The organism is Streptomyces sp. NPDC048172, assembly GCF_043202595.1.
In the GTDB taxonomy this organism is placed as follows: domain Bacteria; phylum Actinomycetota; class Actinomycetes; order Streptomycetales; family Streptomycetaceae; genus Streptomyces.
Genome location: NZ_JBIDAT010000018.1, coordinates 87046 through 113694, shown reverse-complemented (window position 1 = coordinate 113694; position 26649 = coordinate 87046). Strand labels below are relative to the sequence as shown.

The 26649-nt window shown below is 72.6% G+C and carries 23 protein-coding genes; 7 read left to right on the top strand and 16 right to left on the bottom strand.

Translation table 11 applies throughout. From position 1 onward, the window contains the following. Window positions 1-20: 20 nt before the first annotated feature. On the top strand, window positions 21-1472 hold the full coding sequence (locus ACGF3A_RS43585) for a SulP family inorganic anion transporter (RefSeq protein ID WP_393736898.1): 1452 nt from the start codon (window positions 21-23) through the stop codon (window positions 1470-1472). Between the two features lie 6 nt (window positions 1473-1478). On the opposite strand, the gene ACGF3A_RS43580 is transcribed toward ACGF3A_RS43585, so the two are convergent. The 7 genes from ACGF3A_RS43580 to ACGF3A_RS43550 form a co-directional block, all read right to left on the bottom strand. Then, on the bottom strand, window positions 1479-3611 hold the full coding sequence (locus ACGF3A_RS43580; protein ID WP_393736870.1) for an MMPL family transporter: 2133 nt from the start codon (window positions 3609-3611) through the stop codon (window positions 1479-1481). A 115-nt stretch (window positions 3612-3726) separates the two neighbouring features. Continuing rightward, window positions 3727-4017 (bottom strand): hypothetical protein, encoded by a 291-nt coding sequence (locus tag ACGF3A_RS43575; protein ID WP_393736868.1) that lies wholly within the window; start codon window positions 4015-4017, stop codon window positions 3727-3729. Then, window positions 4014-4379, bottom strand: coding sequence for an ArsR/SmtB family transcription factor (locus tag ACGF3A_RS43570; protein WP_393736866.1), 366 nt, complete (start codon window positions 4377-4379; stop codon window positions 4014-4016). The genes ACGF3A_RS43575 and ACGF3A_RS43570 overlap by 4 nt, the downstream gene beginning before the upstream one ends. Before the next feature lie 133 nt (window positions 4380-4512). Then, window positions 4513-5037, bottom strand: a complete 525-nt coding sequence (locus ACGF3A_RS43565) for a hypothetical protein (protein WP_393736864.1) — start codon at window positions 5035-5037, stop codon at window positions 4513-4515. Between the two features lie 69 nt (window positions 5038-5106). Next, a complete protein-coding gene (gene ilvD / locus ACGF3A_RS43560; RefSeq protein WP_393736862.1) occupies window positions 5107-6960 on the bottom strand; it encodes a dihydroxy-acid dehydratase in 1854 nt (617 codons plus the stop codon). A gap of 101 nt (window positions 6961-7061) precedes the next feature. Continuing rightward, entirely contained in the window at window positions 7062-7775 is a 714-nt protein-coding gene (locus tag ACGF3A_RS43555; RefSeq protein ID WP_393736860.1) for a response regulator, read from the bottom strand. After that, window positions 7772-8941, bottom strand: coding sequence for a sensor histidine kinase (locus tag ACGF3A_RS43550; protein WP_393736858.1), 1170 nt, complete (start codon window positions 8939-8941; stop codon window positions 7772-7774). The genes ACGF3A_RS43555 and ACGF3A_RS43550 overlap by 4 nt, the downstream gene beginning before the upstream one ends. Window positions 8942-9167: 226 nt before the next feature. On the opposite strand from ACGF3A_RS43550, the gene ACGF3A_RS43545 reads away from it, so the two are divergent. Beyond that, window positions 9168-11402, top strand: coding sequence for an MMPL family transporter (locus tag ACGF3A_RS43545; RefSeq protein WP_393736856.1), 2235 nt, complete (start codon window positions 9168-9170; stop codon window positions 11400-11402). Here the strand turns inward: ACGF3A_RS43545 and ACGF3A_RS43540 are convergent. The 3 genes from ACGF3A_RS43540 to ACGF3A_RS43530 form a co-directional block, all read right to left on the bottom strand. Next, entirely contained in the window at window positions 11341-12024 is a 684-nt protein-coding gene (locus ACGF3A_RS43540; RefSeq protein ID WP_393736854.1) for a TetR family transcriptional regulator, read from the bottom strand. The two genes, ACGF3A_RS43545 and ACGF3A_RS43540, sit on opposite strands and share 62 nt — an antisense overlap. Next, window positions 12021-12836: a sugar phosphate isomerase/epimerase family protein gene (locus ACGF3A_RS43535; RefSeq protein WP_393736896.1), complete on the bottom strand. Its 816-nt coding sequence runs from the start codon at window positions 12834-12836 to the stop codon at window positions 12021-12023. The genes ACGF3A_RS43540 and ACGF3A_RS43535 overlap by 4 nt, the downstream gene beginning before the upstream one ends. A gap of 158 nt (window positions 12837-12994) precedes the next feature. Continuing rightward, complete coding sequence (locus tag ACGF3A_RS43530; protein WP_393736852.1) at window positions 12995-13927, bottom strand: Ppx/GppA family phosphatase; 933 nt, start codon at window positions 13925-13927, stop codon at window positions 12995-12997. Window positions 13928-14036: 109 nt separating this feature from the next. Between ACGF3A_RS43530 and ACGF3A_RS43525 the strand changes: the two genes are divergently transcribed. After that, window positions 14037-14882, top strand: coding sequence for a hypothetical protein (locus ACGF3A_RS43525; protein WP_393736850.1), 846 nt, complete (start codon window positions 14037-14039; stop codon window positions 14880-14882). 271 nt (window positions 14883-15153) lie between these two features. Here the strand turns inward: ACGF3A_RS43525 and ACGF3A_RS43520 are convergent, their stop codons facing one another. Continuing rightward, window positions 15154-17070 carry a hypothetical protein gene (locus ACGF3A_RS43520; protein WP_393736894.1) on the bottom strand — a complete coding sequence of 639 codons (1917 nt, stop codon included), beginning with the start codon at window positions 17068-17070 and terminating at the stop codon, window positions 15154-15156. A 227-nt stretch (window positions 17071-17297) separates the two neighbouring features. Between ACGF3A_RS43520 and radA the strand changes: the two genes are divergently transcribed. Together radA and disA are read left to right on the top strand one after the other, a co-directional pair. Then, complete coding sequence (radA, locus tag ACGF3A_RS43515) at window positions 17298-18698, top strand: DNA repair protein RadA (protein ID WP_393736848.1); 1401 nt, start codon at window positions 17298-17300, stop codon at window positions 18696-18698. Between the two features lie 150 nt (window positions 18699-18848). After that, window positions 18849-19982, top strand: a complete 1134-nt coding sequence (disA, locus tag ACGF3A_RS43510) for a DNA integrity scanning diadenylate cyclase DisA (protein ID WP_344535782.1) — start codon at window positions 18849-18851, stop codon at window positions 19980-19982. Window positions 19983-20039: 57 nt separating this feature from the next. Here the strand turns inward: disA and ACGF3A_RS43505 are convergent, their stop codons facing one another. Beyond that, window positions 20040-20942, bottom strand: a complete 903-nt coding sequence (locus tag ACGF3A_RS43505) for a hypothetical protein (RefSeq protein WP_393736846.1) — start codon at window positions 20940-20942, stop codon at window positions 20040-20042. A 249-nt stretch (window positions 20943-21191) separates the two neighbouring features. Here ACGF3A_RS43505 and ACGF3A_RS43500 point away from each other — a divergent pair, with 249 nt between their 5' ends. Beyond that, complete coding sequence (locus ACGF3A_RS43500) at window positions 21192-22196, top strand: A/G-specific adenine glycosylase (RefSeq protein ID WP_393736844.1); 1005 nt, start codon at window positions 21192-21194, stop codon at window positions 22194-22196. Window positions 22197-22202: 6 nt separating this feature from the next. Here the strand turns inward: ACGF3A_RS43500 and ACGF3A_RS43495 are convergent, their stop codons facing one another. The 3 genes from ACGF3A_RS43495 to ACGF3A_RS43485 form a co-directional block, all read right to left on the bottom strand. Then, complete coding sequence (locus ACGF3A_RS43495) at window positions 22203-22643, bottom strand: VOC family protein (protein WP_393736842.1); 441 nt, start codon at window positions 22641-22643, stop codon at window positions 22203-22205. An 89-nt stretch (window positions 22644-22732) separates the two neighbouring features. Next, the gene (locus ACGF3A_RS43490) at window positions 22733-23161 is read right to left on the bottom strand and encodes a helix-turn-helix domain-containing protein (protein ID WP_393736840.1); all 429 of its coding nucleotides are present in this window, start codon (window positions 23159-23161) and stop codon (window positions 22733-22735) included. Continuing rightward, on the bottom strand, window positions 23158-24891 hold the full coding sequence (locus ACGF3A_RS43485; RefSeq protein WP_393736838.1) for an MDR family MFS transporter: 1734 nt from the start codon (window positions 24889-24891) through the stop codon (window positions 23158-23160). Before ACGF3A_RS43485 ends, ACGF3A_RS43490 begins: the two co-directional genes overlap by 4 nt. Before the next feature lie 99 nt (window positions 24892-24990). Between ACGF3A_RS43485 and ACGF3A_RS43480 the strand changes: the two genes are divergently transcribed. Further along, a complete protein-coding gene (locus tag ACGF3A_RS43480) occupies window positions 24991-25596 on the top strand; it encodes a TetR/AcrR family transcriptional regulator (RefSeq protein WP_393736836.1) in 606 nt (201 codons plus the stop codon). 74 nt (window positions 25597-25670) lie between these two features. Here the strand turns inward: ACGF3A_RS43480 and ACGF3A_RS43475 are convergent, their stop codons facing one another. Beyond that, window positions 25671-26342, bottom strand: a complete 672-nt coding sequence (locus tag ACGF3A_RS43475) for a M23 family metallopeptidase (RefSeq protein ID WP_393736834.1) — start codon at window positions 26340-26342, stop codon at window positions 25671-25673. Window positions 26343-26649 lie beyond the last annotated feature (307 nt).

Below are 26649 nucleotides of genomic sequence, written 5' to 3'. Positions count from 1 at the left end.
GCGTGACCGACAGGAGCCTCATGCGGGTCATTTCCAAGGCGTTCCCCGCGGCGTCGGGGGACGTCGCCGCCTCCCTCGTCGTCTTTCTCGTGGCGCTCCCCATGTGCGTGGGCGTGGCCGTCGCCTCCGGGGTGCCCGCCGAACTGGGGCTGGTCACCGGCATCGTCGGCGGGCTCGTCGCCGGGCTGCTCCCGGGCAGCACCTTCCAGGTCAGCGGCCCGACCGCCGGGCTCACGGTCCTCGTCTTCGAGGCCGTACGCACCCATGGGCTGACCGCGCTCGGCGTGCTCGTCCTCGCCGCGGGCCTGCTCCAGCTCGCGATGGGCGCGCTGCGGCTCGGCCGCTGGTTCCGCGCGGTCTCGGTCGCCGTCGTGCAGGGCACGCTCGCGGGCATCGGCCTCGTCCTGGTCGCCGGGCAGGTCTACGGGATGGCCGACGCGGAGGCGTACGGCGACGGGCCCAGCAATCTGGCCGGGCTCCCCGGGCTCGCGGCGCACGTGATGGTCTCCCGGAGCGCGATGACCGCGCTCTGCGTGGGCGCCACGACCGTGCTGGTGCTCGCCCTGTGGCCGCAGTGGCGGCAGGTCGCGCGCGTGGTGCCCGCGCCGCTGGCGGCGGTCGGGCTCGCGGCGGCGGCCGTCGCGGCGCTGGACCTGCCGGTGGCGCGGATCGAGGTGCGCGGGCTGCTCGGCGCCGTGCAGCCGCCGGGGGCCGGGGACCTCGCGGTGCTGGCGGGCGAGGGGGCGCTGGCGGGGGCCGTCGGCACGGTGCTCGCGTTCACGCTGATCGCCTCGGCCGAGACGCTGTTCAGCGCGGCGGCCGTGGACCCCATGCACGACGCCGCACCCACCCACTACGACCGCGAGCTGCTGGCGCAGGGCGCGGGCAACGCCGTGTGCGGGCTGCTGGGCGCGCTGCCGATGGCCGCCGTGATCGTCCGCAGCTCCGCGAACGTGGAGGCGGGCGCGCGCACCAAGCTCTCCCGTGTGCTGCACGGAGGGTGGCTGCTGGTCTTCGTCGTGCTGCTGCCCGGGGTGCTCGGGCTGATCCCGGTCGCCGCGCTCGCCGGAGTGCTGGTCCACGCCGGGTGGCGGCTGATCCCCCTGCGGCAGCTGGCCGCGCTGTGGCGGGACCACCGGAGCGAGGCGGTGGTGCTGGGGGCCACGGCGCTGGCGATCCTGGGCACGAACATGTTCCAGGGCGTGCTGACCGGGCTGCTGCTCGCGGTGGTCAAGTGCGCGTGGGAGAGCTCGCAGGTGGGGCTGGAGGCGCACGATCCGGGCCCCGGGCGCCCGTTGCGCGTACGGATCTGGGGCAGCGCGACCTTCCTGCGGCTCCCCTCCCTGCTGGACCAGCTGGGCGCGCTGCCGTCCGACCGCGCGGTCGAGCTCGACGTGAGCGGGCTCAGGTACGTGGACCACGCGTGCCGGACGGCGTTGGAGGGGTGGCGCGAGGACGCGCGCGTGCGGTGACCGGCCTCAGACTCCGACCGGCTCCTTCCCCGGAACGGGCCGCTCCTGCTCCGGTACGTCCCGGTTCCGCCACAGCGCCCCCGGCCACCACAGCACCCGCCCCAGGTCGAGGGCGAGGGCCGGGACGAGGACCGTGCGGACCAGGAACGTGTCCAGCAGGACCCCGATGCCGACGAGGACGCCGAGCTGGGCCATCGTCACCAGCGGCATCGTCGCGAAGACCGCGAACGTCGCCGCGAGGACGATGCCCGCCGAGGTGATCACGCCGCCGGTGGTGGTCAGCCCGGTCAGGACTCCCCTGGCGTGCCGCCTGCCGGTGGCGACCTCCTCGCGGACCCGGGTCATGAGGAAGATGTTGTAGTCGATCCCCAGTGCGACGAGGAAGACGAAGCCCATCAGCGGGATGGAGCGGTCGACCCCGGCGTAGCCGAGGACGTGTTCGAAGAGGAGGTTCGAGGCACCCAGCGCGCCGAAGAACGACAGGACGACCGTGGCCAGCAGCACCAGCGGCGCCACCAGCGAGCGCAGCAGCCAGATCAGGACGAGCAGCACCACGGCCAGCACGGCCGGGATGACGGTGCGCAGGTCGCGCTCGGCGGCGCTCCTGGTGTCCACGTCCTCCGCGGTCGTACCGCCGACGAGCGCGTCCGCGCCCTCGACCGCGTGGACTTTGTCGCGGAGCCGGTCGACGGTGTCCTTGGCCGCGTCGCTGTCCGGGGCGTCCCGCAGGGTGACGGCGAGGCTGGTCAGTTTCCCGTCGGCCGTACGGTCGTCGGGCCGTACGGACTCCACGCCCGGGACCGCCTTCGCCGCGGACATGACCTCGGCGCGGGCCTGGGTCCGTACGACGACCGTGGCGGGGTCGGTGGAGCCGGAGGGGAAGTGCGCGGCGATCTTCTCCTGCGCGACGACGGACTCCGGCTTCTCCTGGAACTTCTCCTCCTCGGTCAGCCCCAGCGTGATCCCGGTGGCGCTCAGCGCGAGCAGCGCCGTGGCGGCGACCGCCATCAGCCAGGACCAGCGCGGGCGGCGCGCGATCAGGGCGCCGATCCGGGCCCAGGCCGTACGGCTCTCGCGGGGCGCCGTGCCGTAGCGGGGCACGAACGGCCAGAAGACCCAGCGGCCCGTCGCCACCAGCAGCGCGGGCAGCACCGTGATCATCGCGAGGAACGCGCAGACGACGCCGACGGCGCCGACCAGACCCAGCGAGCGCGAGGAGTTGATGTCGGCGAGCGCCAGGCAGGCGAGGCCGACGGCGATGGTGCCCGCCGAGGCGAGGATCGCGGGCCCGGAGCGGCGCAGCGCGGTGCGCATCGCCGCGTGCCGGTCCTCGGTCGCGTGCAGCTCCTCGCGGTAACGGGCGATGAGCAGCAGCGCGTAGTCCGTACCGACGCCGAAGACGAGCACCATCAGGATGCCGGAGCTCTGCGGGTCGACGGGGAGGGAGGCGTACTTGGCGAGGACGTAGGTGACGACCTGCGTGAGGACGGCCGCGAAGCCGACGGAGAGCAGCGGCAGCAGCCACAGCACCGGGCTGCGGTAGGTGAGCAGGAGCAGTACGGCGACGACGGCGCCGGTGGCCAGCATCAGGGTGGAGTCGAGGTCGTCGAAGACCTCGACGTTGTCGGTGAGGGACCCGGCGGGGCCGCCGACCTGGACGTCGAGCCCCGGCGGGGCGTGCGCGGCGGCGACCGTGCGCAGCTCCTTGAGGGTGTCGGTGATGTCGGTGTCGCCGCCCGTCGGGAGCGGGACGACCAGCATCAGGGCCTTGCGGTCCTGGGAGGGGACGGGCCCGCTCGTCTTCTCGCCCTCGGCAGCGTGCGGGGTGAACTTCGCGCGGTCGGCGCGCGCCTTCGCGGCGTCGGCGGAGGTCGTACGCTCCCCGTCGCGGGAGTAGACGGCGACGGCGGGGATGATCTCGTCCTCGCCGCGGAACTTCTCCAGCTCGGTGTTGACCTGGGCGGACTCGGCGCCGCCCGGGAGGAACGCGTTGGCACCGGTCTCCTCGACGTCGCCGAGCTTCCCGGCGAGCGGGCCCAGGGCCAGGGCGAGGATCAGCCAGACGCCGAGGACCAGCCATTTCGAGCGTCGGCCGCCGGGTGCCGTGACCAGGCGCCGCGCAGCGCTGCGGGCAGGCATGGGTACTCTCCTGTGGTGTGGGTTCGGGTTTCTCGCGATGGGCTTCGCGTCATGAATCGCTCGTGCTCACGAGTACGGCCGGGAGTTGGCGCTCCCGGCCGTACGCGCTTGTGGATCACTCGATCTCGCGCATCATCTTCTCCATCGACGCGATCGAATGCCGCGCCTGCGTCAGCTCGTCGATGCTGCGCCGGTGCAGCTCGACGTTGTCCTCCAGGAGCTGCGCGTACTTCTGCGCCAGCTCCTTGTACTGCTGCTCCCGGGAGGCCAGCATCCGGGCCCGCCAGGTCGCGGCGATCTGCCAGACGATGACGATCACCAGCGTGAAGACCCCCGCGGTGCCGAGCGCGGCAGCCCAGACGCCTGCCATGTCCTCGGCGGCGGCGAGGGGAAGCTGCTCATTCACGTCGACTTCGCTCCTTCTTTCCGCTCCTCGGCCGGTTCCCCGTCCGCGGAGTCGCTGAGTGTGGCGGCTGCCCGCGCGACGACCGCCGGGGTCAGCTCGTAGGCGAACGGGGCCACTTCGAAGAACTTCATGGCCTTGCCGCTGTCCGACAGCTCCAGCGTCCCGACGACGAGACCCGCCGCCTCCAGCCGCTGAAGGTGCATATGGAGCAGTGGACGGCTCATGCCGATCTCGCGGGCGAGCCTGCTGACGTAGTTCCGGCCCCCGAAGAGCGCCGCGACGATCCTCATGCGATGGGGATTGCCGAGCGCCGCGAGGACCTTCAGCAGGTCGTCTCCCGTCGGGGTCTCGATCGCGTTCACCGCGACCCCTTCCCTGTGTGGTGTGTAAGAAAAAGCTGACACATGTCCGCGCGGGGTGTCGAGCGCCCGGGAGCGAAGTCGGGGATACGTCAGGGATCCCCCTGACGGCGGTGCGGGAAGGCCCGGAGGGGCGCTACTTCTTCTTGTTCCCGCGCTTCTTCTTCGCGGCCGGATTGCCCGTGCGCGCGGTGCGGCGGCGCTCGTACCGGGCCAGCGCCTCCTCGTACTCGCCGCGCAGCAGCTTCTCGCCCGGCGCCTCGACGACGCTCCGCGCGGCGTACGCGATCAGCACGCCGATGAAGCCGATGGCGCGGATGCTGCGCATCGAGGACTCGACGGAGGCGTCCTTCTCGTCCGGGCGGCGGGAGTACGAGCTGAGGGTGCGGGTGAACGCCATCGCGCTGCACACCGCGAACGCGACGATCAGCAGCAGCGAGGCCCAGCTGCCGAGGTCGGAGAGGGCCACGCCCTCGTACGCGAAGCGGAGCAGGAGGGCGCCGAGCGCGGCGGCGACCAGGGCGCCGAGGGCCAGTCCGGCGCGGCGCAGCGCGTATCCGCCGGAGTGGTCGACCCAGGTCGTGCCGTAGAAGCGGATCGGCTCCGGGAGGGGCTCGCCGCTGGTGTCGGGGGTCTCGGGGGTCCGGGTCGTCTTGCGCACGGTTCGATTATCCCCCCGGCCCTGCCGAGGAGGCGGCGGCACCCACCGCCCCCTCGGAGTCGGGACGGGTCAGCGCTCCACCAGGGAGACGTCGCGGACGGCGCCCCGGTCGGCGCTCGTCGCCATCGCGGCGTACGCCCGCAGGGCTGCGGAGACCTTGCGCTCGCGGTCCTTCGGGGCGTACCGCCCGTTCAGCGCGGCGCGGCGGGAGGCCAGCTCGGCCTCGGGGACGTTCAGCTCCAGCGAGCGGTTCGGGATGTCGATGACGATCTCGTCGCCGTCCTCGACGAGCGCGATGAGCCCGCCCGCCGCCGCCTCCGGCGACATGTGGCCGATCGAGAGCCCGGACGTGCCGCCGGAGAAGCGGCCGTCGGTGATCAGCGCGCAGGCCTTGCCGAGGCCGCGGCCCTTGAGGAACGAGGTCGGGTAGAGCATCTCCTGCATGCCGGGGCCGCCCCTGGGGCCCTCGTAGCGGATGACGACGACGTCGCCCTCCTTGACCTCCTTGTTCAGGATCCGCTGGACGGCCTCGTCCTGGGACTCGCAGACGACGGCGGGTCCCGTGAAGGTCAGGATCGACTCGTCGACGCCCGCGGTCTTCACCACGGAGCCGTTCTCGGCGAGGTTGCCGTGCAGGACGGCGAGGCCGCCCTCCGTGGAGTAGGCGTGCTCGACGTCGCGGATGCAGCCCCCGGCCGCGTCGGTGTCCAGCGACTCCCAGCGCTCGGACTGCGAGAAGGCCTCGGCCGAGCGGACGCAGCCGGGCGCCGCGTGGAACAGCTCCAGGGCCTCGTCCGAGGGCGAGCCGCCGCGCACGTCCCACTGCTTGAGCCAGTCGGCGAGCGAGGAGGAGTGGACGGTGTGCACGTCCTCGTTGAGCAGCCCGCCGCGGTAGAGCTCGCCGAGGATGGCGGGGATGCCGCCCGCGCGGTGCACGTCCTCCATGTAGTACGTCCCGCCGGGGGCGACGTTCGGGGCGACCTTGGCCAGGCAGGGCAGCTTGCGGGAGAGCGCGTCGATGTCCTTCATGGCGAAGTCCATCCCCGCCTCCTGGGCCGCGGCCAGCAGGTGCAGGATCGTGTTGGTCGAGCCGCCCATGGCGATGTCCAGGGCCATGGCGTTGTCGAACGCGGCGCGCGAGCCGACGTTGCGCGGCAGGACGGTCTCGTCGTCCTGGTCGTAGTAGCGCTTCGCGATCTCGACGACCGTACGGCCCGCGTCCTCGTAGAGCGCCTTGCGGGCGGTGTGCGTGGCCAGCACCGAGCCGTTGCCGGGGAGGGCCAGGCCGATGGCCTCGGTGAGGCAGTTCATCGAGTTCGCGGTGAACATGCCGGAGCAGGAGCCGCAGGTCGGACAGGCGTTCTCCTCGATACGGAGGATGTCCTCGTCCGAGACCTTGTCGTTGGCGGCCTCCGACATCGCGTCGATCAGGTCCAGCTTGCGGACGGTGCCGTTCACCAGCGTCGCGCGGCCGGCCTCCATGGGGCCGCCGGAGACGAAGACCGTGGGGATGTTCAGCCGCATGGCGGCCATCAGCATGCCGGGCGTGATCTTGTCGCAGTTCGAGATGCAGATCAGCGCGTCCGCGCAGTGGGCCTCGACCATGTATTCGACGGAGTCGGCGATCAGGTCGCGGGAGGGCAGCGAGTAGAGCATGCCGCCGTGGCCCATCGCGATGCCGTCGTCGACCGCGATGGAGTTGAACTCGCGCGGGATGCCGCCCGCCGCCTTGACCGCCTCGGAGACGATCCGGCCCACCGGCTGGAGGTGGGTGTGGCCGGGGACGAACTCGGTGAAGCTGTTGGCCACGGCGACGATGGGCTTGCCGAAGTCCTCGCGCGCTACGCCCGAGGCCTGCATAAGGGCGCGGGCGCCCGCCATGTTGCGGCCGTGGGTGACGGTGCGGGACCTCAGCTCGGGCATGACTGCCCCTCCTTGGTGCGAAACCTTGTGGCGATACGTACGAGAGGTCCCGAGGGTACGCCTCGCGCTCAAGATCTGGACGAGCGGTTCGGAATGTGGACCTATCGAGGAGAGCTGCCGCCGGCCCGGACCAGCCCCGTCTCGTACGCGACGATCACGGCCTGGGCGCGGTCCCGCACCTCCAGCTTCGCGAAGACCCCGGTGACGTGGTTCTTCACGGTCTGGACGCCGATGCTCATCCGTTCGGCGATCTCCGCGTTGTCCAGGCCCTTGGCGACCAGGCGCAGGACCTCGATCTCGCGCGGGGTGAGCGCGGAGAGCGCGGGCACCGCCGCGGGCGGCTCGGCGGTACGGGCGGTGACGAACTCTGCGATGAGCCGGGTCAGCAGCCTGGGCGCGACGACGGCCTCGCCCCGGTCGACGGTGTGCAGCGCGGCGGCCAGCTCCTCGGGCGAGACGTCCTTGGGCAGGAACCCGGTGGCGCCCGCGCGCAGCGCCCGTACGACGTACTCGTCGCGGTCGAAGGTGCTCAGGGCCAGCACCCGGCACCCGGGCAGCTCGGCGGTCAGCCGCGCGGTGGCCTGCACGCCGTCGAGCACCGGCATGCGGATGTCCATCAGGACGACGCGGGGGCGCAGCCGGTGCGCGGCCTCGACCGCCTGTTCGCCGTCGCCGACCTCGCCGACGACCTCGATGCCCGGGTCGGAGCGGAGGACCAGGGCCAGCCCGCGGCGCACGAGGGGCTGGTCGTCGGCGATGAGGACGGTGAGCTTCCGGCTGCCGCCGGTGCTGCTCCCGTCGTCCGCCGGTGTCATCCGGTCTCCCTCCTCTCATGGCCGCGCCTCCCGTGGTCGCGCGGAGAGAGGGGCACGCTCGCGGCGACCCGGAATCCGCCGTCTTCGACGGCTCCGGCCTCCAGGGTCCCGCCGTGCACGGCCATCCGTTCGCGCATCCCCAGCAGACCGTATCCTCCCTGGACCGCGCCGCCCCTGGCCACAGCGCCCCGACCGCCGTCACCGGCCCTGTCGTTGACCACCTCGGCCGCGACACGGTCCGGGCCGTACTCCAGCCGTACGACCGTACGAGCCTGCCCGGCGTGCTTGCGCACGTTGCTGAGCGCCTCCTGGACGACGCGGTAGACCGCGAGCCCCACCGTCTGCGGCAGCGCGCACCGCTCCCCCGTGACCTCGAACTCCGTGCGCTGGCCCGCCGCGTTCGCCTCGGCGACGAGGCGGGCGACGTCGTCGATGCCGGGCTGGGGCTCCGCGGGCTCCGCCTCCTCCGCGCCGTCCTGGTCGGTGCTGCGCAGCACGCCGAGGAGCTGCCGCATCTCGCTCAGGGCCGTACGCCCCGACTCCTCCAGCGTGACGAGCGCCTCGCGGGCCGTGTCGGGGTCGGTGTCGAGCGTGGTCCGGGCGCCGCCCGACATCAGATACATGGTGGTGATGTGGTGCGCCACGATGTCGTGCAGCTCGCGCGCGATCCTGCGGCGCTCCTCGGCGACGGCGCGGTCGGCCAGCAGCCGCCGGTTGAGATCGGCCTGCCGCTGCCAGTTGCGTACGCCGATCCCGGCGGCGGTGACGAGGGCGACCGCCATGGCGTCGGCCAGGGCCCGCTGGAGGTACGGGTCCGAGCCCTGGGCGGCGCGGATGAGATAGACGGCGAGCGTGCAGGCGTCGGCGATCACGACGGTACGGCGGCGCGGGAAGTGCCGGACCACCGTGTAGAGCGCGACGGTCGTGGTGGCGCCGAACGTGTCGGGCATCGGCGCGAGGACGCCGCTCGCCAGCTGGAGGGCCAGCACGCCCCCGAGCATGGGCAGCGGATGGCCGCGCCGGGCGAGCAGGCAGAGGGCCGCCGCCACGGTGAGGGCCGCGGCGGTTCCGGCCCGGCCCGTGTGCGCGTGGGACGCCAGCAGGGCGGCGAGGTCGATGCCGCCCGCGACGAGGACGATCAGCACGTCGTTCCGGGTCCAGGACACGAGCGCACTATCGCATTCCCGTACGGATCCCCACCGCCCCCCTTTCCTTCCTCACCTTTCCGCCGGTCCTCACCCAGGACCGGGGTCCTGGGCGTACACGGACCCCGGACCCGGGTCCCGGTCGCGTTCCCTTCGTACGGCCGACGCTCCGGGGAATTCCGCGTGATGCCCTGAACATGGCGCGGGAATTCGCCTCCGCCGCCCGTCGAGCAGGGAAAAGGGACCCATGATCCGGAGCATCACCTCGTACGCCGCGAGGAACCGCTGGAAGACGCTCGTCGTCTGGCTCGTCCTCGGCGCGGCCCTCACCTTCGTCGGCCAGACGATGATGCACCGCGTCACCGACGCGCAGTCGGCCGATTTCCTCCCCTCGACGTACGACTCCGCCAAGGCGCTGGACATCGCGGAGAGGGAATTCGGCGAGAAGCCCGACGACAACGCCGTGACGGTGCTCGTCGCCCGTACGGACGGGGCGGAGCTCACCGGCGGGGACCGGAAGCACATCGCGCGGACCGCCGCGGCGCTGGGCGAGGAGCGGATCACCGCGGAGAAGCCCGAGCCGTTCGCGGTGGACCACTCCCAGACGCCGAAGGTCGCCGCGGGGCCCGTCGAACCCGGCGGGAAGTTCCAGCTCCTGACCGTCTCCCTGCACGGAAACGCCAACGACCCCGCGCTGCACGAGGTCTACGAGGAATTCCGGGACTCGGCGCGGAAGGAATTCGCGGAATCCGGGCTCCGGACCGGATTCACCGGCGGAATCGCCGGGACGGTCGATTCCCTGAAGGCCAACGAGGACACGGAGAAACTCGTCGGCATCCTGACGATGGGGCTCATCGTCCTGCTGAACATATGCGCGTTCCGCAGCGTGCTCGCCGCGATCGTCCCGCTCTTCGCGGTCTCCCTCGTCGGCGGCGCGGGCGCGGGGACCGTGGTCGGCATGGCGAAGCTCCTCAGCATCCGGCTCGACGCGGGCACCCCCTCGCTGATCGGTGTGGTGCTCCTCGGGATCGGTATCGACTACTTCCTCTTTCTGATGTTCCGCTTCCGTGAGGAGCTGCGCGCCGACCCCGGGCTGGACCGCCGGGAGGCCGCGGCGCGCGCCTCCGGCCGGGTCGGCGCCGCCGTCACCTCCGCCGCGCTGACGATCGTGGCGGCGTTCGCGACGCTCGGGCTCGCGAGCTTCGGCCAGTTCCGCGTCCTCGGCCCGGCCATCGCCGTCGCGGTCCTGGTGATGCTGCTGGCGAGCCTGACGCTGATGCCCGCGCTGCTGGCGCTCTTCGGCCGCGCCCTGTTCTGGCCCGCGCGCGCCTGGAAGCAGGAGCGCACGGACGGCGCCGCAGCCCGCCTCGGCCGCTCCGTGAGCCGCCGCCCCGTACGCCACGTGCTCGCCTGCCTCGCGCTCATGGGCGCGCTCGCCGCGGGCGTCGCCGGGGTGCGGATGAGCTACGACATGCCGGAGACGAAGGAGACCGCCGCCTCCCGCGTCGCCGACGAGATCTCCCGCGCCCTGCCCGCCGGTGCCGCCGACCCGCACACCGTGTACGTACGCGACGGCGCCGGGCGCCCCCTGGACAAGGGCGCGCTCGACGCGCTCGCGGGCGCCCTCGGCAAGGTCGGGGGCGTGGGACAGGTCGGCGGGCCCGAGCTGACGAAGGACGGCTCCGCGGCCCGTATGAACGTCTTCCTCAGCTCGGGCTCGGAGTCCCAGAAGGCCCGCGACCTGGTCTCGGGGCCCGTACGGGACGCGATGGTCGCACACACGCCCGAGGGCGCCGAGGCGCACATCACCGGCACGGCCGCCGTGTTCGCCGACATCTCCACGGCCGTGGACAAGGACCTGCGCCTGGTCTTCCCGGTCGCGGCGGGGCTCATCGCGCTGATCCTGCTCCTGCTGCTGCGCTCGCTGCTGGCGCCCCTGGTGCTGATGCTCGCCATCGGCTGCGGGTTCGTCGCCACGCTCGGCGCGAGCACGCTGGTCTTCCAGCACGGCCTGGACCGGCCGGGCGTCACCTTCACTCTGCCGCTGGTGCTGTTCCTCTTCGTCGTCGCGCTGGGCACCGACTACAACATCCTGATCAGCGACCGGATCAGGGAGGAGATGGCGAAGCCCGTCCCCGCGCGGCAGGCCGTGAGCGAGGCCGTACGGCACACCGCCCCGGCCGTCGTCACGGCCGGACTGGTCCTCGCCGGGTCCTTCGCCAGCCTGATCGCCGGTCCGGACACGCAGGAGATCGGCTTCAGCACGGGCCTGGGCATCCTGCTCTCCTCGCTGGTCCTGGCCACGGTCCTGGTCCCGGCGCTGGCGGCGCTGCTGGGCCGGGGGCTGTGGTGGCCGCGCGGGCGCGTACGTACGGACGCGGGGGACGTCTCCGTGGAGGACGCGCCGGTCGGAGGCTCCGTCACGCCCCCGGGCCCGGCCCCGGCCCCGGACCCGGAGCGACCGGCGCCGGTGAACCGGTGAGGTGCTGCTGGACGGCGGGGGCGAGCCGCGCGGCGAGCTGGTCCAGGGGCTCCGAGGCGATGGGCTCCATCCCGATCACGTACCGCACCAGCGCGGCGCCGACCATCTGGGAGGCGGCCAGCTCGACGCGGAGCTCGGCGTCCGGCACGTCCAGCACGGCGGCGGCACGCGAGAGGAGGTTGCGCTTGAGGAGCTGGCGGAAGACCTGCGCGGCCTTCTCGTTGTTCACCGCCGAGCGCAGCACGGCCAGCATCGGGTCGCGGGTGCGCGGGTCCTCCCAGATGTGGAAGAACGCCCGGACGATCTTCTCGCCCAGTTCCTCGGGCCGGGAGTCCTCGAACAGCCGGGGCACCACGAAGGCGGGCGCGAAGGCGCTCTCGATCGCGGCCCCGAACACCTGCTCCTTGGTGCCGAAGTAGTGGTGGACCAGCGCGGGGTCCACCTCGGCGCCCCGCGCGATGCCCCGTACGGACGCCTTGTCGTAGCCGCGCTCGGCGAACTCGGTGCGCGCGGAGGCGAGGATGCGCTCCCGGGCGCCCGGCCCGTCCTCCGCGCTCCGGCGCGCGGGGCGCCCGCGCTTGCGCGGCGTGGCCGCCGGTTCCCCGGAGGGGGCGGCGCTCACGGCTTGGCCCCCGGCTCGCTGAGCGCGGCGGCGAGGTGCAGCCGGGTGTACGCGAGGGCCTCCGCCAGGTCCTCCTCGCGCTCCGCCGCCGACATGGCACGCCGCGTGTTGACCTCGACGACGATGTGCCCGTCGAAGCCGCGCAGCGCGAGGGACTCCAGCAGCTCGGCGCAGGGCTGCGTGCCGCGCCCCGGCACCAGGTGCTCGTCCTTGTTGGAGCCGAGCCCGTCGGCGATGTGGACGTGCCCGAGCCGGTCGCCCATCCGCTCGACCATGGCGAGGGTGTCGGTGCGCGAGGTGGCCGTGTGCGAGAGGTCGATCGTGAAGTGCCGGTAGTCGTTGTTGGTCGGGTCCCAGTCCGGCGCGTAGGCGAGCATCTCGCGGTCGCGGTAGCGCCACGGGTACATGTTCTCGACGGCGAAGCGCACGTCCGTCTCGTCCGCCATCCGCCACACCCCGCGCTCGAACTCCCGGGCGTACGAGCGCTGCCAGCGGAAGGGCGGGTGGACGACGACCGTGCTCGCCCCCAGCTTCTCCGCCACCGTCCTGGCCCGGGTGAGCTTGGTCCACGGGTCGGTGGACCAGACGCGCTGCGTGATCAGCAGACACGGCGCGTGCACGGCGAGGACCGGCACGCCGTGGAAGTCGGAGAGGCGGCGCAGCGCGTCGACGTCCTGGCTGACGGGGTCGGTCCAGACCATGACCTCGACGCCGTCGTAGCCGAGACGCGCGGCGATCTCGAAGGCCGCCGCCGTGGACTCCGGATAGACGGAGGCCGTCGACAGCGCGACCTTCGCGGCGGGAACGCGCACGGTTTGCTTGGCCACGACAGCCACCTTAAGCCGCTTCCGGAAGCCGATCCGCCCGCCCCCGGCACCCCGCGGGCCCGTGCGGGACCCGCTCCGGCAGGGCACGTCCGCCTTTGCCCGCTTCGTCGCCCGGCGGCTGTGCGATGCCTGTGCGATGCCTCTCAGACCGCGCGCAGATGGTCGAGACGCCGCAGGATGACGCCCTCGCGCAGGGCCCAGGGGCAGATCTCCAGGGTGTCCACCTGGAACAGGTCCATCGCGCCCTCCGCGACCATCGCCCCGGCGAGGAGCTGATGGGCGCGGCCCTCGGAGACGCCGGGCAGCTCCACCCGCTCCTCGGTCGGCATCTCGGCCAGCTTCGGCACCCACTCCTCCAGCGAGGAGCGGCTCAGCTCGCGCTGCACGTAGAGCCCCTCTCCCGTGCGCGCGGCGCCCGCCATGCGCGCGAGCTGCTTGAACGTCTTGGAGGTGCCGACCACGTGGTCCGGCGGGTTGAAGCGGCTGAACTCCCCCACCGTACGGGCGATTTCGGCGCGCGTGTGCCGTCGCAGCGCCTTCACGTCCGCCTGGTCCGGCGGGTCGCCCGGCAGCCAGCCCGAGGTGAGGCGGCCCGCGCCCAGCGGGAGGGAGACGGCCGCGTCGGGCTCCTCGTCGAGCCCGTAGGCGATCTCCAGCGAGCCGCCGCCGATGTCGAGGACCAGCAGTCTCCCCGCCGACCAGCCGAACCAGCGCCGCACGGCGAGGAACGTGAGCCGCGCCTCCTCCGCACCGGAGAGCACCTGCAGCTTCACGCCGGTCTCCTCGGCGAGCCGGGAGAGCACATGATCCGCGTTGCTCGCCTCCCGCACGGCGGACGTCGCGAACGGGAGCAGATCCTCGACGCCCTTGTCCTCGGAGACCTCCAGCGCGTGGCGCAGCGTGGAGGCGATCTGGGCTATCCCGTCCTCGCTGATGGCCCCGTCCTCGTCGAGGAGTTCGGCCAGCTTCAGCTCGGCCTTGTGCGAGTAGGCGGGAAGGGGGCGCGCACCGGGATGCGCGTCCACGACGAGCAGGTGGACCGTGTTCGAGCCCACATCGAGGACACCGAGTCTCATACACAGCACGCTAGCTGTCTTCGGCCCCCGGCGCCGAGGTGGTACGGGACCCGGTGCCCGACGGGTGCGGCATGCGGGGGCGGCGGGCCATGGCCCGTACGCTGGGCGTGTGGGTACGACGAAAGCGGCGAAGCGTAAGAAGCGGGACGACGGCGTGCGCGGGGGCCCTGCTGCGCCCCCGGCGCCCCCGGGACCCCCGGCTCGCGATGAGGAGACGGGTCTCGACTTCACGCGCGCGTGGGTCGAATTCCCCGACCCCGCCGACGAGGAACAGATCTTCCGCTGCGACCTGACGTGGCTGACCTCGCGCTGGAACTGCATCTTCGGCCGCGGCTGCCAGGGCATCACCGCGGGCCGCGCCTCCGACGGCTGCTGCACGCTGGGCGCGCACTTCTCCGACGAGGACGACGAGAAGCGCGTCGCGGAGCACGTGGCGCGGCTGACGCCAGAGGTCTGGCAGTTCCACAGCGTGGCCGAGGAGAGCGGCTGGACCGAGGTCAACGACGAGGGCGAGCGGCAGACCCGCAGGTGGAAGGGCGCCTGCATCTTCAACAACCGCGCGGGCTTCGAGGGCGGCGCGGGCTGCGCGCTCCACAAACTCGCGCTCGACGAGGGCCGCGAGCCGCTGGAGACCAAGCCGGACGTGTGCTGGCAGGTCCCGATCCGGCGGACGTACGAGTGGGTGGAACTGCCCGACGGCGAAGAGGTGCTGTACGTCACCATCGGCGAGTACGACCGCAGGGCGTGGGGCTCCGGGGGGCACGATCTGCACTGGTGGTGCACGTCTGCGCCGTCGGCGCACGGTGCGGGGCGGCCGGTGTACGAGTCGTACCGGCCGGAGCTCACCGAGCTCATGGGCGCCGCCGGGTACGCCCAGCTCCGCGAGCTCTGCGAACGCCGCCTCGCCGCCCAACTCCCCCTCCTCGCCCCGCACCCCGCCGATCCGGCCCAGTAGAAGCCCCGCACACCAGAGGAAGCACACCCCTGCTTCTCCCGCCACCCTGCTGCGCTTGAGAGTCCTGCGCTTCTCCCTCGCTGTGCTTGGGAAGTCTGCGCAAGGCGCAGGGTTGGCAAGCGCAGCCCCCTGCGCCGGGTGCCCCGTGTACAGGGCCGGGTTCGGGGTGCCCCGGGCTGTGCTTCGCGGGCCGCGCCCGCGTCGGGGCTGGGCGCGCAGTTCCCCGCGCCCCTTAGGGAACAGGGGCAAGCCCCGACGTCATGGGCGGGCGTCACGCGGACGGCGACACCGTCGGTTCGCTCTGGGTGGGGCTCGGGGACGGGCTGGAGGGGTCGGACTCAGTAGGGGTCGGGTCCGGGGACGTGGGCGTCGGGTCGGGCGAGGACGGGGGGTCCGTCGGAGACGGAGGGTTCGAAGAGGACGGGGGCCTGGAGGGGGCGGGGCCGTGCGTGGGCCGCTCGCCACCGCCCGGCGAACCCCCGCCGCCTCCCGGCCTGGAGGGCGAGGCCCCAACCCCGGGCCCCTCCAGCGTGACGACCGCCCGCGCCGGATCGATCCGTACGTGCGCCTCCCAGGCGTACGACGGCTCGCGCGAACGGTCGACGGCCACCCTGATCGCCGCGCTCTCGCCGGGCCGCAGCACCCCTCCGGTGCGGCTCAGCGTCAGCCATGGCGCGTCGGCCGCCGCCGACCAGCGCACCGGCGAACTCCCGGTGGCCTTCAGGGTGATGAGCGAGCCGTGCCCCAACGGCTCGGCCTCGACCTGCAGCCGCCCGGCTCCCTTGCCGTGCCGCCCGCCGGGCCGGTCCACGTCGACGGAGACACCGGAGCGCGAACGGCTGCCGTGCTTCTTGGACTTGGGGCTGTCCGCCCGCCCCGCGTTCTCGTACGGCAGGCCGTCCAGGCTGTCCGGACCGCCGCCCTCCGAGGCGGAGACGGAGCTGTCGGCCTCGCGCTCGCCCGTGACGGGGGCGCCGCGGTAGGCCGCCCAGAGTGCGAGGACCGGCGCGGCCACGACCGTCGCGACGACGGTCGTCGTGACGGCCTTGCTGCGCAGCCGCTCGCGCCGCGCCGCGCGGACCTTGAGGTCGAGCGGGAAGCCCGCCTTGTCGAACCGGGGTGCGTGCTGCGCGCGGGCCCTGCGCACCGTCGCCACCGCGGCGTGGATCGCGGGACGGGGCGCGTCCAGCACCGCGAGGGTGGCGGAGGCGGGCGCCGTCCCCGGCCAGGAGACCCCGGCCATGGCGCGCTCGGCGCCGCGGCGGCACTCCGCGCACTCGTCGACGTGCCGCACCAGCTCGCGGCGGAGCGCCGTGCCCATCAGCAGCCGGTCGTCCCCGGCGAGGCGGGCGACGGCGGGGCAGCCGCCGGACTCGACGACGGCGAGCGCGGCGCGCGTACGTTCGACCTCGCAGGCGGCGTGCGAGAGGAGGGCGCTCGCCGCCTCGGTGCTGAGCGAGAGCACGGAACCGACCTCGCTCGCCGCCAGGCCGTGGCGGACGGACAGCTCCAGCGCCTCGCGCTGCTCGGGCGCGATGCCCGCGGCCTCGGGCCAGGCGAGGACGGCCAGCTCGCGGCGGCGCTGGGTGCGGGCGGCCTCCGAGAGCGGCGGGCCGGACGCGGGCGTGGCGGCGACGGCCTGAGGTCCGATCCCGCCGCCGCCTGCCCGCGCCCGGCCGCCTGGCTCCACCCCGGCGCCGGGGCCGGAACCGGAGCCGGGACCAGGGCCGGGCGCCCCGGGCTTCGAACCCGGGTTCGGGCCCGGCTGCTGCCGCCCGGCCGCCCGCGCGGTCTCCTGGCCCGCCTTCTGCCCGACCTTCTGCCCGGCCTTCTGGCCGGTCCGGTCACGGGCCGCGCGGTCCTTCGCCGCGCGGTCCTTGGCCTCGCGCTCGCGCGTCCGCTGCTCGGCCAGACGGCGCAAGCAGGACCAGCGCGCGAGCGCGTACAGCCACGCCCTCGTCGTGCCCGCGCCCTCCGGCGCACGCCCCCGGCCGCGCTGCCGCTCGGCGATCGCGAGGGCCTCGCCGAGAGCCGCGAGCGCCGCCTCGTGCTCACACATGACCGACAGGCAATACGTGAACAACCCGTCCAGATACGGCTCGTCACGCTCGCAGAGCGTCGGCCCGGACGCCGGGTGCGCCGGGGGTGCGCCGGTGGAGTGCGTGGGGTGCTCGCGCCTGCTCGTCATCACCCGGCGACGGTAGGCGGATGATGGCGCTTTACCGGAGCCGCTTGCCGATGATTAACCCTTACGGGTGACTAACTCCTTCGAAAGGGGACACAAGGTGCGGATGTGGCTGCCGTGATCCTGTAGCGGACCCCGAAAGGTCAGCGGGACGCCCGTAACCGCCGTACGGACGCCCGTAACCGTCGGCGGAACGCCCGCTGTCGGTGGCCGTCTGTACGGTGACCGTCATGGCCACCCGCAAGTCCTCAGCGAAGGACCGCCCCACGTACCGCTGCACCGAGTGCGGCTGGCAGACCGCCAAGTGGCTCGGCCGCTGCCCCGAGTGCCAGGCCTGGGGCACCGTCGAGGAGTCGGGCGGCGCGGGGGCCGTGCGGACCACGGCGCCCGGCCGGGTCTCGTCCTCGGCCCTGCCCATCGGCCAGGTCGACGGCAAGCAGGCCACCGCGCGCGGCACCGGCGTGCCGGAGCTGGACCGGGTGCTGGGCGGCGGGCTGGTGCCCGGCGCCGTCGCGCTGCTCGCGGGCGAGCCCGGCGTCGGGAAGTCCACGCTGCTGCTGGACGTCTCCGCGAAGGCGGCGAGCGACGAGCACCGGACGCTGTACGTGACGGGTGAGGAGTCCGCGAGCCAGGTGCGGCTGCGCGCGGACCGTATCGGCGCGCTCAGCGACCATCTCTATCTCGCGGCCGAGACCGACCTGTCCGCCGTCCTCGCACATCTGGACGAGGTCAAGCCCTCGCTGCTCGTCATGGACTCGGTGCAGACGGTCGCCTCGCCGGAGATCGACGGGGCGCCGGGCGGCGTCGCGCAGGTCAGGGAGGTCGCCGCCGCGCTGATCCGCGCCTCCAAGGAGCGCGGCATGTCCACGCTGCTGGTCGGCCATGTGACCAAGGACGGCTCGATCGCGGGCCCCCGCCTGCTGGAGCACCTGGTCGACGTCGTGCTGCACTTCGAGGGCGACCGGCACGCGCGCCTGCGCCTGGTCCGCGGCGTCAAGAACCGGTACGGGACGACGGACGAGGTCGGCTGCTTCGAGCTGCACGACGAGGGCATCACGGGCCTCGCGGACCCCTCGGGCCTCTTCCTGACCCGGCGCGACGAGCCCGTTCCCGGCACCTGCCTGACGGTCACGCTGGAGGGCCGCCGCCCGCTGGTCGCCGAGGTGCAGGCGCTGACCGTGGACAGCCAGATCCCCTCGCCGCGCCGCACCACCTCAGGCCTGGAGACCTCGCGCGTCTCGATGATGCTCGCGGTGCTGGAGCAGCGCGGCCGTATCAGCGCCCTGGGCAAGCGGGACATCTACAGCGCCACGGTCGGCGGCGTGAAGCTCTCCGAGCCCGCCGCCGACCTGGCCGTGGCCCTGGCCCTGGCGAGCGCGGCCAGCGACACCCCGCTGCCCAAGAACCTGGTGGCGGTCGGCGAGGTCGGCCTCGCGGGCGAGGTCCGGCGCGTCACGGGCGTCCAGCGCCGCCTGGCGGAGGCCGCGCGGCTCGGTTTCACGCACGCGCTGGTCCCGGCCGACCCGGGCCGGATCCCGGACGGGATGCGGGTCCTGGAGGTCGGCGACATAGGCGAGGCGCTGCGCGTCCTGCCCGCGCGGGCCTCGCGTCAGGGGCGCGCGGAGGAGTGAGCTCCCGGTGAGCCCCCGTGAGCCCCTCCCAGGCAACCGTGGGCGGCCCGGAGGGGTCCCCTACATCGCCGGTAGACTTTGCCCCGGTCTAGGCCGTCAAGCAAAGTCATGCCGACAGGCGGCAGGCAATCGCACGACCGAAGGAGTGCAGTGGCACCCAACGACCGGGCAGCAGCCCCCGGCCGGGCCGAGAGCAGGGCCGACGGCGCTTCGGGCCTGATGCGCGCCTCGCTGAGCGCGGTCGCCCCCGGCACGGCCCTGCGCGACGGCCTGGAGCGCGTCCTGCGTGGCAACACCGGCGGCCTCATCGTCCTGGGCATGGACAAGACCGTCGACTCCCTGTGCACCGGCGGCTTCGTGCTCGACGTCGACTTCTCCGCGACCCGGCTGCGCGAGCTGTGCAAGCTGGACGGCGCGCTGATCCTCGACCGCGACATCGCGAAGATCGTCCGCGCGGGCGTGCAGCTCGTGCCCGACGCCGCGATCGAGACCGAGGAGACCGGCACCCGGCACCGCACCGCGCAGCGCGTCTCCATCCAGACCGGTTTCCCGGTCGTCTCCGTCAGCCAGTCGATGCGCCTCATCGCGCTCTACGTCGACGGGCAGCGCCGCGTCCTGGAGGACTCCGCCGCGATCCTCTCCCGCGCCAACCAGGCCCTCGCGACCCTGGAGCGGTACAAGCTCCGGCTCGACGAGGTCGCGGGCACCCTCTCCGCGCTGGAGATCGAGGACCTGGTGACGGTCCGCGACGTGACGGCGGTGGCGCAGCGCCTGGAGATGGTCCGCAGAATCGCGACCGAGATCGCGGAGTACGTGGTGGAGCTGGGCACCGACGGCCGCCTGCTCTCCCTCCAGCTGGACGAGCTGATCGCGGGCGTCGAGCCCGAGCGCGAGCTGGTCGTGAGGGACTACGCGCCGCAGTCCGGCGGTTCGGGCCGCCGCGCCCGTACGGTGCCCGAGGCGCTCAGCGAGCTCGACCGGCTCACCCACACCGAGCTGCTCGAACTCTCCACGGTCGCCCGCGCCCTGGGGTACAGCGGGGCGCCCGAGATCCTGGACTCCGCCGTCTCACCGCGCGGCTTCCGGCTCCTCGCGAAGGTGCCGCGGCTGCCGGGCACGGTCATCGACCGGCTCGTCGAGCACTTCGGCGGCCTGCAGAAGCTGCTCGCCGCGAGCGTCGACGACCTGCAGACCGTCGACGGCGTCGGCGAGGCCCGCGCCCGCTCCGTCCGCGAGGGCCTCTCGCGTCTCGCGGAGTCCTCGATCCTGGAGCGGTACGTCTGAGCTGAGACCCGGCCCTCGGGCCGGGCCGTCAGGTCCGTCAGGTCACAGTCAGGCCCGTCAGGTCAGTTCGAACGAAGTGCGGGCCGTCTTCAGGCCCTTGACCTTGACCTCGATCTCGTAGTCGCCGGCCTTCGCGGAGGCGGCGGGCGGCGAGGCGCAGTTGGCGGCGCTGGGCTTGCCGAACCAGGTCAGCGTGTGCAGCGAGTCACCCTTGCCCGGGACCTTGCGCAGGAACGGCTGCTTGTCGCGCAGGCAGTCGTCGGACGTCCAGACCTTGTCGTCGTCGGCGTCCTTGATCGTGACGACCGTGGACCCGCGGCCGAGGTCGATCTTGCAGGCGCTGCCCTTCTCGTTCTCGACCGTCAGCCGGAACTTGGGCTTGTCGCCCGCCGCGTACTCCTTCTTGACCGCGCGCAGCTTGAGCTTGACGTCCGCGTCCGTGCAGTCGGGCAGCTTGGTGTCGGCCGGGAGCGCCACCGCGGCGCCCTTGCCCCCGGCACCGCCTCCGCCGCCGCTGCCGCCACCGCCACTGCCGGCGCCACCGTCGCCGCTGCCACCACCGCCGGTCGCGCCGGAGCCGTCGCCCGCGCCCCAGCCGGAGCCGCCCGCGGCGCCGCCGCCCTCGTCGTCGCCGGAACCGCCGCTCTTGCCGCCGTCCCCGTCACCGGAGCCGCCGGAGCCGCCCGTGTCCCCGTCGCCGCCGCCGTCCTCCTCGTCGCGTCCGCCGGGGCGGTCGCTGTTCACGGGGCCGGACTTGGTGGGGCCCGGGGTGATGGTGCTGGCGGGGCCGCCCCCGTTGCCGCCCTTGCCCTCGTCGTCGGTGCCGCCGTCACCGCCGCCGGAGACGAGCAGCCAGACGACGAGCAGGGCCAGCAGCGCAAGGACGGCAACGGCAACTGCCCTCCGACGCCAGTAGATGGAGGAGGGAAGCGGCCCGATCGGATTGCGCAGAGATCCCACGCGGAAACCTTACGAGACATCAGGCGCCCCACAGGCCCGTACCCGCCGCAGCGAGCGGGAATTGTTGTGATGAGCGGCAATCCGCACGTGCGTTGATCGCTTCGCGTGACGGGACGGATGCGGTACGTACGGACAGGCACGGGCCCGCGGTCGTATACGCACACGTATCCGTACGGGATCCGTGCGGGAACCTCCGTACCGCGTGTGCGTTTTTCGGATGAGGAACGCCGTGCCAGGATCGTTCGTGCCATGACTGCGACCACCGAGACTTCCTCAGCGGCCTCCTCCCCCAGGAACCCCAGGGACGGGGCCGAAGCAGACGCCGCCGTCGTCTCCGCGGGCCAGGTCGTCGACCCCGTCGACCCCGAACTCGCCGAGACCGCGCGCTCCCTCCACGATCCCGTCGTCGACTGGTTCGCCGCACATGCCCGCGACCTTCCCTGGCGCCGCCGCGAGGCGGGCGCGTGGGGCGTCATGGTCAGCGAGTTCATGCTCCAGCAGACGCCGGTCAACCGTGTGCTGCCGGTCTACGAGCAGTGGCTGGAGCGCTGGCCCCGACCCGCCGATCTCGCGGCCGAGCCCCCGGGCGAGGCCGTACGGGCGTGGGGGCGCCTCGGCTATCCGCGCCGCGCTCTGCGGCTGCACGGCGCGGCCAAGGCCATAGCGGAACGGCACGGCGGCGAGGTCCCCGAGGAGCACGCGCAGTTGCTCGCGCTGCCGGGCGTCGGCGAGTACACGGCGGCGGCCGTGGTCTCGTTCGCCTACGGCAAGCGGCACGCGGTGCTCGACACGAACGTCCGCCGGGTCTTCGCCCGCGCGGTCGGCGGACAGCAGTACCCGCCGAACGCGACGACGGCGGCCGAACGCCGCATCGCCCGCGCCCTGCTGCCGGAGGACGAGACCACGGCGTCCCGCTGGGCGGCGGCCACGATGGAGCTGGGCGCGTTGGTGTGCACGGCGCGCAGTCCGCAGTGCGCGCGCTGCCCAATCGCGGAGCAGTGCGCCTGGCAGCTGGCGGGCGCTCCCGAGCACGAGGGACCCGCGCGGCGCACGCAGTCGTACGCCGGTACGGACCGCCAGGTGCGCGGCAGGCTCCTCGCGGTGCTGCGCGCGTCGAAGGACCCGGTGCCGCAGTCCGACCTGGACCAGGTGTGGCACGAGCCCGTGCAGCGCGCGCGGGCGCTGGACGGGCTCGTGTCGGACGGCCTGGTCGAACCGCTGGACGGCGGCCGCTACCGGCTCCCGCTCACCTGATCCGGGTCAGCCCCAGGGCTTGTCCATGTCCAGCTCGCCGCCCTCGCGGGTCTGGGTGAGGGACCACCAGCTCCCGTTGTCGTCACGGAAGATGGCCTCGATCCCGTACGGCCGGTCCTGCGGCTCCTGGACGAACTCGACGCCCTTGTCCCTGAGCTGCTTGTAGTCCCCGTGGCAGTCGTCGGTGTGCAGGGCACCGGCGCCGAGGACACCCTTGGTGACGAGCGTGGTCAGGGCGTCCGCCGAGTCGGGGTCCATGCCGGGACCGTCGGTGCGCATGATCGCCATCTGGAGCTCGTCCTGGCCGGGCACGCCGACGGTGACCCAGCGCGTCCCTCCCATGTCGATGTCGGTCCGGATCTCGAACCCCAGCTTCTCGGTGCAGAAGGCGACCGTCCGGGCCTGGTCGGTGGACCAGATCGTGACGAGGGCCAGCGCTTTGATCATGATCGACTCCGGTACGTAGGGCCATGTGTGCGTTGGTGTGGGTTCGGGCGGTGATTTCCGCCCGCCCGTTCACCGTAGCCAGCCGCCCCTCAGCCTGCTTCCTGAGAATTGCGCTTCTTGAAGCCGCCCGCGAAGAGCATCGCGTAGCACCCCGGGACCATGGCCGCGCCGTTGTGCGCGTACTTCGCGCGGTACTCGCTCGGGGTGAGGCCCGTCTGCTGCTTGAAGCGGGCGGAGAAGGTGCCCAGGCCGCTGAAGCCCACGAGGGAGCAGATCTCCGTCACGGTGAGATTCGCCGAGCGCAGCAGATCCTCGGCCCGCTCGATGCGGCGGCGGCTCAGATACCGGCCCGGCGTCTCCCCGTACGCCTCCTTGAACGCGCGCACGAAGTGATACCGCGAATATCCGGCCTGCGCGGCGACCGCGTCCAGGCCGAGCGAGGGCTCGGCCCAGTCGCGGTCCATGGTGTCCTTCGCGAGCCGGAGGGCCCGCAGCCGCGTCATGCCGGGGGTGGTCATGCCTTGATGCTGGCACGCCCGTCTGACACCGGCTCCTTCTCCTTGCCCGTCAGGGCCTCCGCCGCCTCGGACCCGTCGGTGGCGTCCGTGGCGTCCCCGGCGTCCCCGGCCTCCGTGGTCCCCGCGGACCCGTCGGGCTCCGCGGAACCGTCGGGCTCCGCCTTGGCCGATTCGGCGCCCCGGAGCGGCACCTCCTTGATGAACCAGCCCGCGAGGAAGCAGAAGACCGCGATACCGGCCGCGAGCAGGAAGACGTGGTGGGAGCCGCTGGCGACCGCCTGCTCGTACGCCTCGCGGATGCGGGTGGGGAGCTTGGCGAGCGAGTCGGCGTCGAGCTGGGCGCCGCCGCTCATGATCTTCTCGGCCGCCTTGCCGCCGGAGGCACCCGCCCCCGCCATGTTCTCCCGCATGGAGTCCTTCACCTGGGTGGCGAAGACCGTGCCCATCAGCGCGACACCGAACGAGCCGCCGATGGTGCGGAACAGGGTGGCCGTCGACGAGGCGACGCCCATGTCCTTGACCTCGACACTGTTCTGCGCGATGAGCATCGTGAGCTGCATCAGGAAGCCCATGCCCGCGCCGAGGACCGCCATGTAGAGCCCGGAGGTCACGCGGCTGGTGCCGACGTCCATCTGCGCGAGCAGGAAGAGCCCGACGGGGATCAGGGCGCCGCCGATGATCGGGTACGCACGGTACTTCCCGGTGGACGTGGTGCGACGCCCGGTGACGACCGAGACCAGCATCATCGGCAGCAGCACGGGCAGCAGGAGCAGCCCGGAGTTCGTCGCGGAGGCGCCCTGGACGCTCTGCTGGAAGAGCGGCAGGAAGGTCATCGCGCCGAACATCACGAAGCCGAGCAGGAAGCCGATCACCGTGACCAGCGTGAAGTTGAGGTTGCGGAAGACTCCCAGGGGGAGGATCGGCTCGCTGACCCGGCGCTCCACGAGGGGGAAGGCCGCGATCGCGAGGACCGCCACGACGGCGAGACCGATGATGGTGCCGGACCCCCACGCGTACTCCGTGCCGCCCCAGCTCGTGACCAGCACGGCCGCGGTGATGCCTACGGTCAGGAGTCCCGCGCCGAGATAGTCGATCCGGCCCTGGCGGGGCTTCTTGGGCAGGTGCAGGACGGTGGTGACCATGGCCAGGGCCAGGGCGCCCAGCGGCACGTTGATGTAGAACGCCCAGCGCCAGCCGAGGTGGTCCGTGAGGGTGCCGCCGACGAGCGGGCCGCCGATCATGGCCAGCGACATGACGCCGGCCATCATGCCCATGTACTTGCCGCGCTCGCGGGGCGGGACCAGCTCGCCCATGATCGCCATCGCGCCGACCATCAGTCCGCCCGCGCCCAGACCCTGAAGCGCCCGGAAGCCGATGAGCTGGCCCATGGTCTGGGCCGCGCCCGACGTCACCGATCCGGCGACGAAGATGACTATGGAGGTCAGGAAGACGCCCTTGCGCCCGAACATGTCACCGAGCTTGCCCCAGATCGGGGTCGAGGCCGCCGTCGTGAGCGTGTACGCCGTGACGACCCAGGAGAGGTGCTCCAGGCCGCCCAGCTCGCCCACGATGGTGGGCATCGCCGTGCCCACGATCATGTTGTCCAGCATGGCGAGGAGGACCGCGATCATGAGGGAGAAGATCACGATGTACATGCTGCGCGGCTTGGCCTCCTTCGCCGCGCCGGCTCCCCCGCCGTCGCTCGCCTCTCGCGTTCCGTTCGTACTCATGCCCGGCCCATCCCCTTACTTGCCGCCCGGCTAGTTCAGTATCATGATGACAGTAGGGCGCCCACTAGCCGGGCGTCAAGTAAGTTTTGAGGAGAGGGCATGAGCAGGGGAAACACCCGCCAGCGAATCCAGGACGTCGCCCTGGAGCTCTTCGCCGAGCAGGGATACGAGAAGACCTCGCTCAGGGAGATCGCCGAGCGTCTCGACGTCACCAAGGCCGCGCTCTACTACCACTTCAAGACCAAGGAAGACATCCTCGACAGCCTCTTCCAGGACCTCGCGGCGAAGCCGACGACCGACCTGATCGCCTGGGCCGAGACCCAGCCCAGCACGCTGGAGACCAAGCTGGAGATACTGCGGCGGTACAGCGCGGCGATCACCAGCGCGGCCCCCCTCTTCCGCTTCATGCAGGAGAACCAGGCGACGATGCGGGACCTGAAGATCGGCGATCACATGAAGCGCCGCATCTTCGTCCTGCTCGACCTGATCCGTGACGACGACGCACCGCTGGTCGACCAAGTGCGCTGCTCCAGCGCGCTGTTCACCATGCACGCCACGCTCTTCGCCCTCCAGCACCCGGAGGTTCCGCTGGAGGAGAAGAGCAAGGCGGCGCTGCAGGTGGCCCAGGAGCTGGTCACGACCGCGCACCAGGGGAGCGTCGAAGCCCACCGGGCCGCCGCCCGGGAGGAGAGGAAGAGCGCTTAGCGTGACGCGGCCCGCCCGTCACCGGGCGGGCCGCGTCACCGGGCGGGGCGTCCGTCTCAGACGCGCCGTCCGTCTCAGACGTGCACGCCGTGCGCGCGCAGCGCCTTCTTGGGCTCGATGCCCGAGCCGTAGTCCGCCGAGTGACGGATCTCGAAGTGCAGGTGAGGGCCGGAGGAGTTGCCGGTGTTGCCGGAGACGCCGATCTTCTGGCCGGTCTTCACGTGCTGCCCGGACTTCACCTTCACGCCCTTGAGGTGGGCGTACTGCGAGTACGTGCCGTTGCTGTGCCGGACCACGATGGCGTTGCCGTACGCGGGGCCGTCGCCCGCGCCGTTGCCGCCCGCCTTCACGACGGTGCCCTTGTGCACGGCGCGCACCGGGGTGCCCGTCGGCACGGCGAAGTCCTGGCCGGAGTGCTTGTGCGCCCAGCGGCCGCCGCTGTTCCCGAAGGAGGCGCTGAGGTCGTACTTGCCGGATATCGGCTTCTCCCAGGAGCGCGCCTTCTTCGCGGCCTGGCGCTTCTTCTCCTCGCGCTCCTTCTTGACGGCCTCGCGCTGCGCGTCGGCCTGCTTGCGCGTCGCGTCGGCGAACTGCTCCGCCGTGTCGACAGGCTGCAGCGCCGTCTCGTGCACCTGCGATTCCGCTGCCGTCGCGACGCCCGCCCCCAGGGCCATCGAGACGCCGAGGCCCGCGGCGAGCACGACCGCCTTGGCTGCGGCGCCGTTGGTGGTCCAGGAACGTGACATAGGGGTATTACCTCCGGTGTGGATGCAAGGGATAGCCGCCCTTGAGTGACGGGCGACTTTCATGGGTAACCGGTGGCATTGCGGACATCAAGGAGCAGTCAGGATGTGACGTACTAAAGAGGCACGTAGCGGGAGGAGCGACGTAGGTCACTCCCGGCCCCCGTGAACCCGCCGCGCACGGGCCGCACCGGCGCGCACCCCCCGCCCCGCTCCTAGGCAGCCTCGTACGCGCGGACGATCTGTGCGTGACGTCACGGCGCGGCAGGACGCGCGAAGTCCCTGTCTGTGAACGGGATCACCGTTCCCC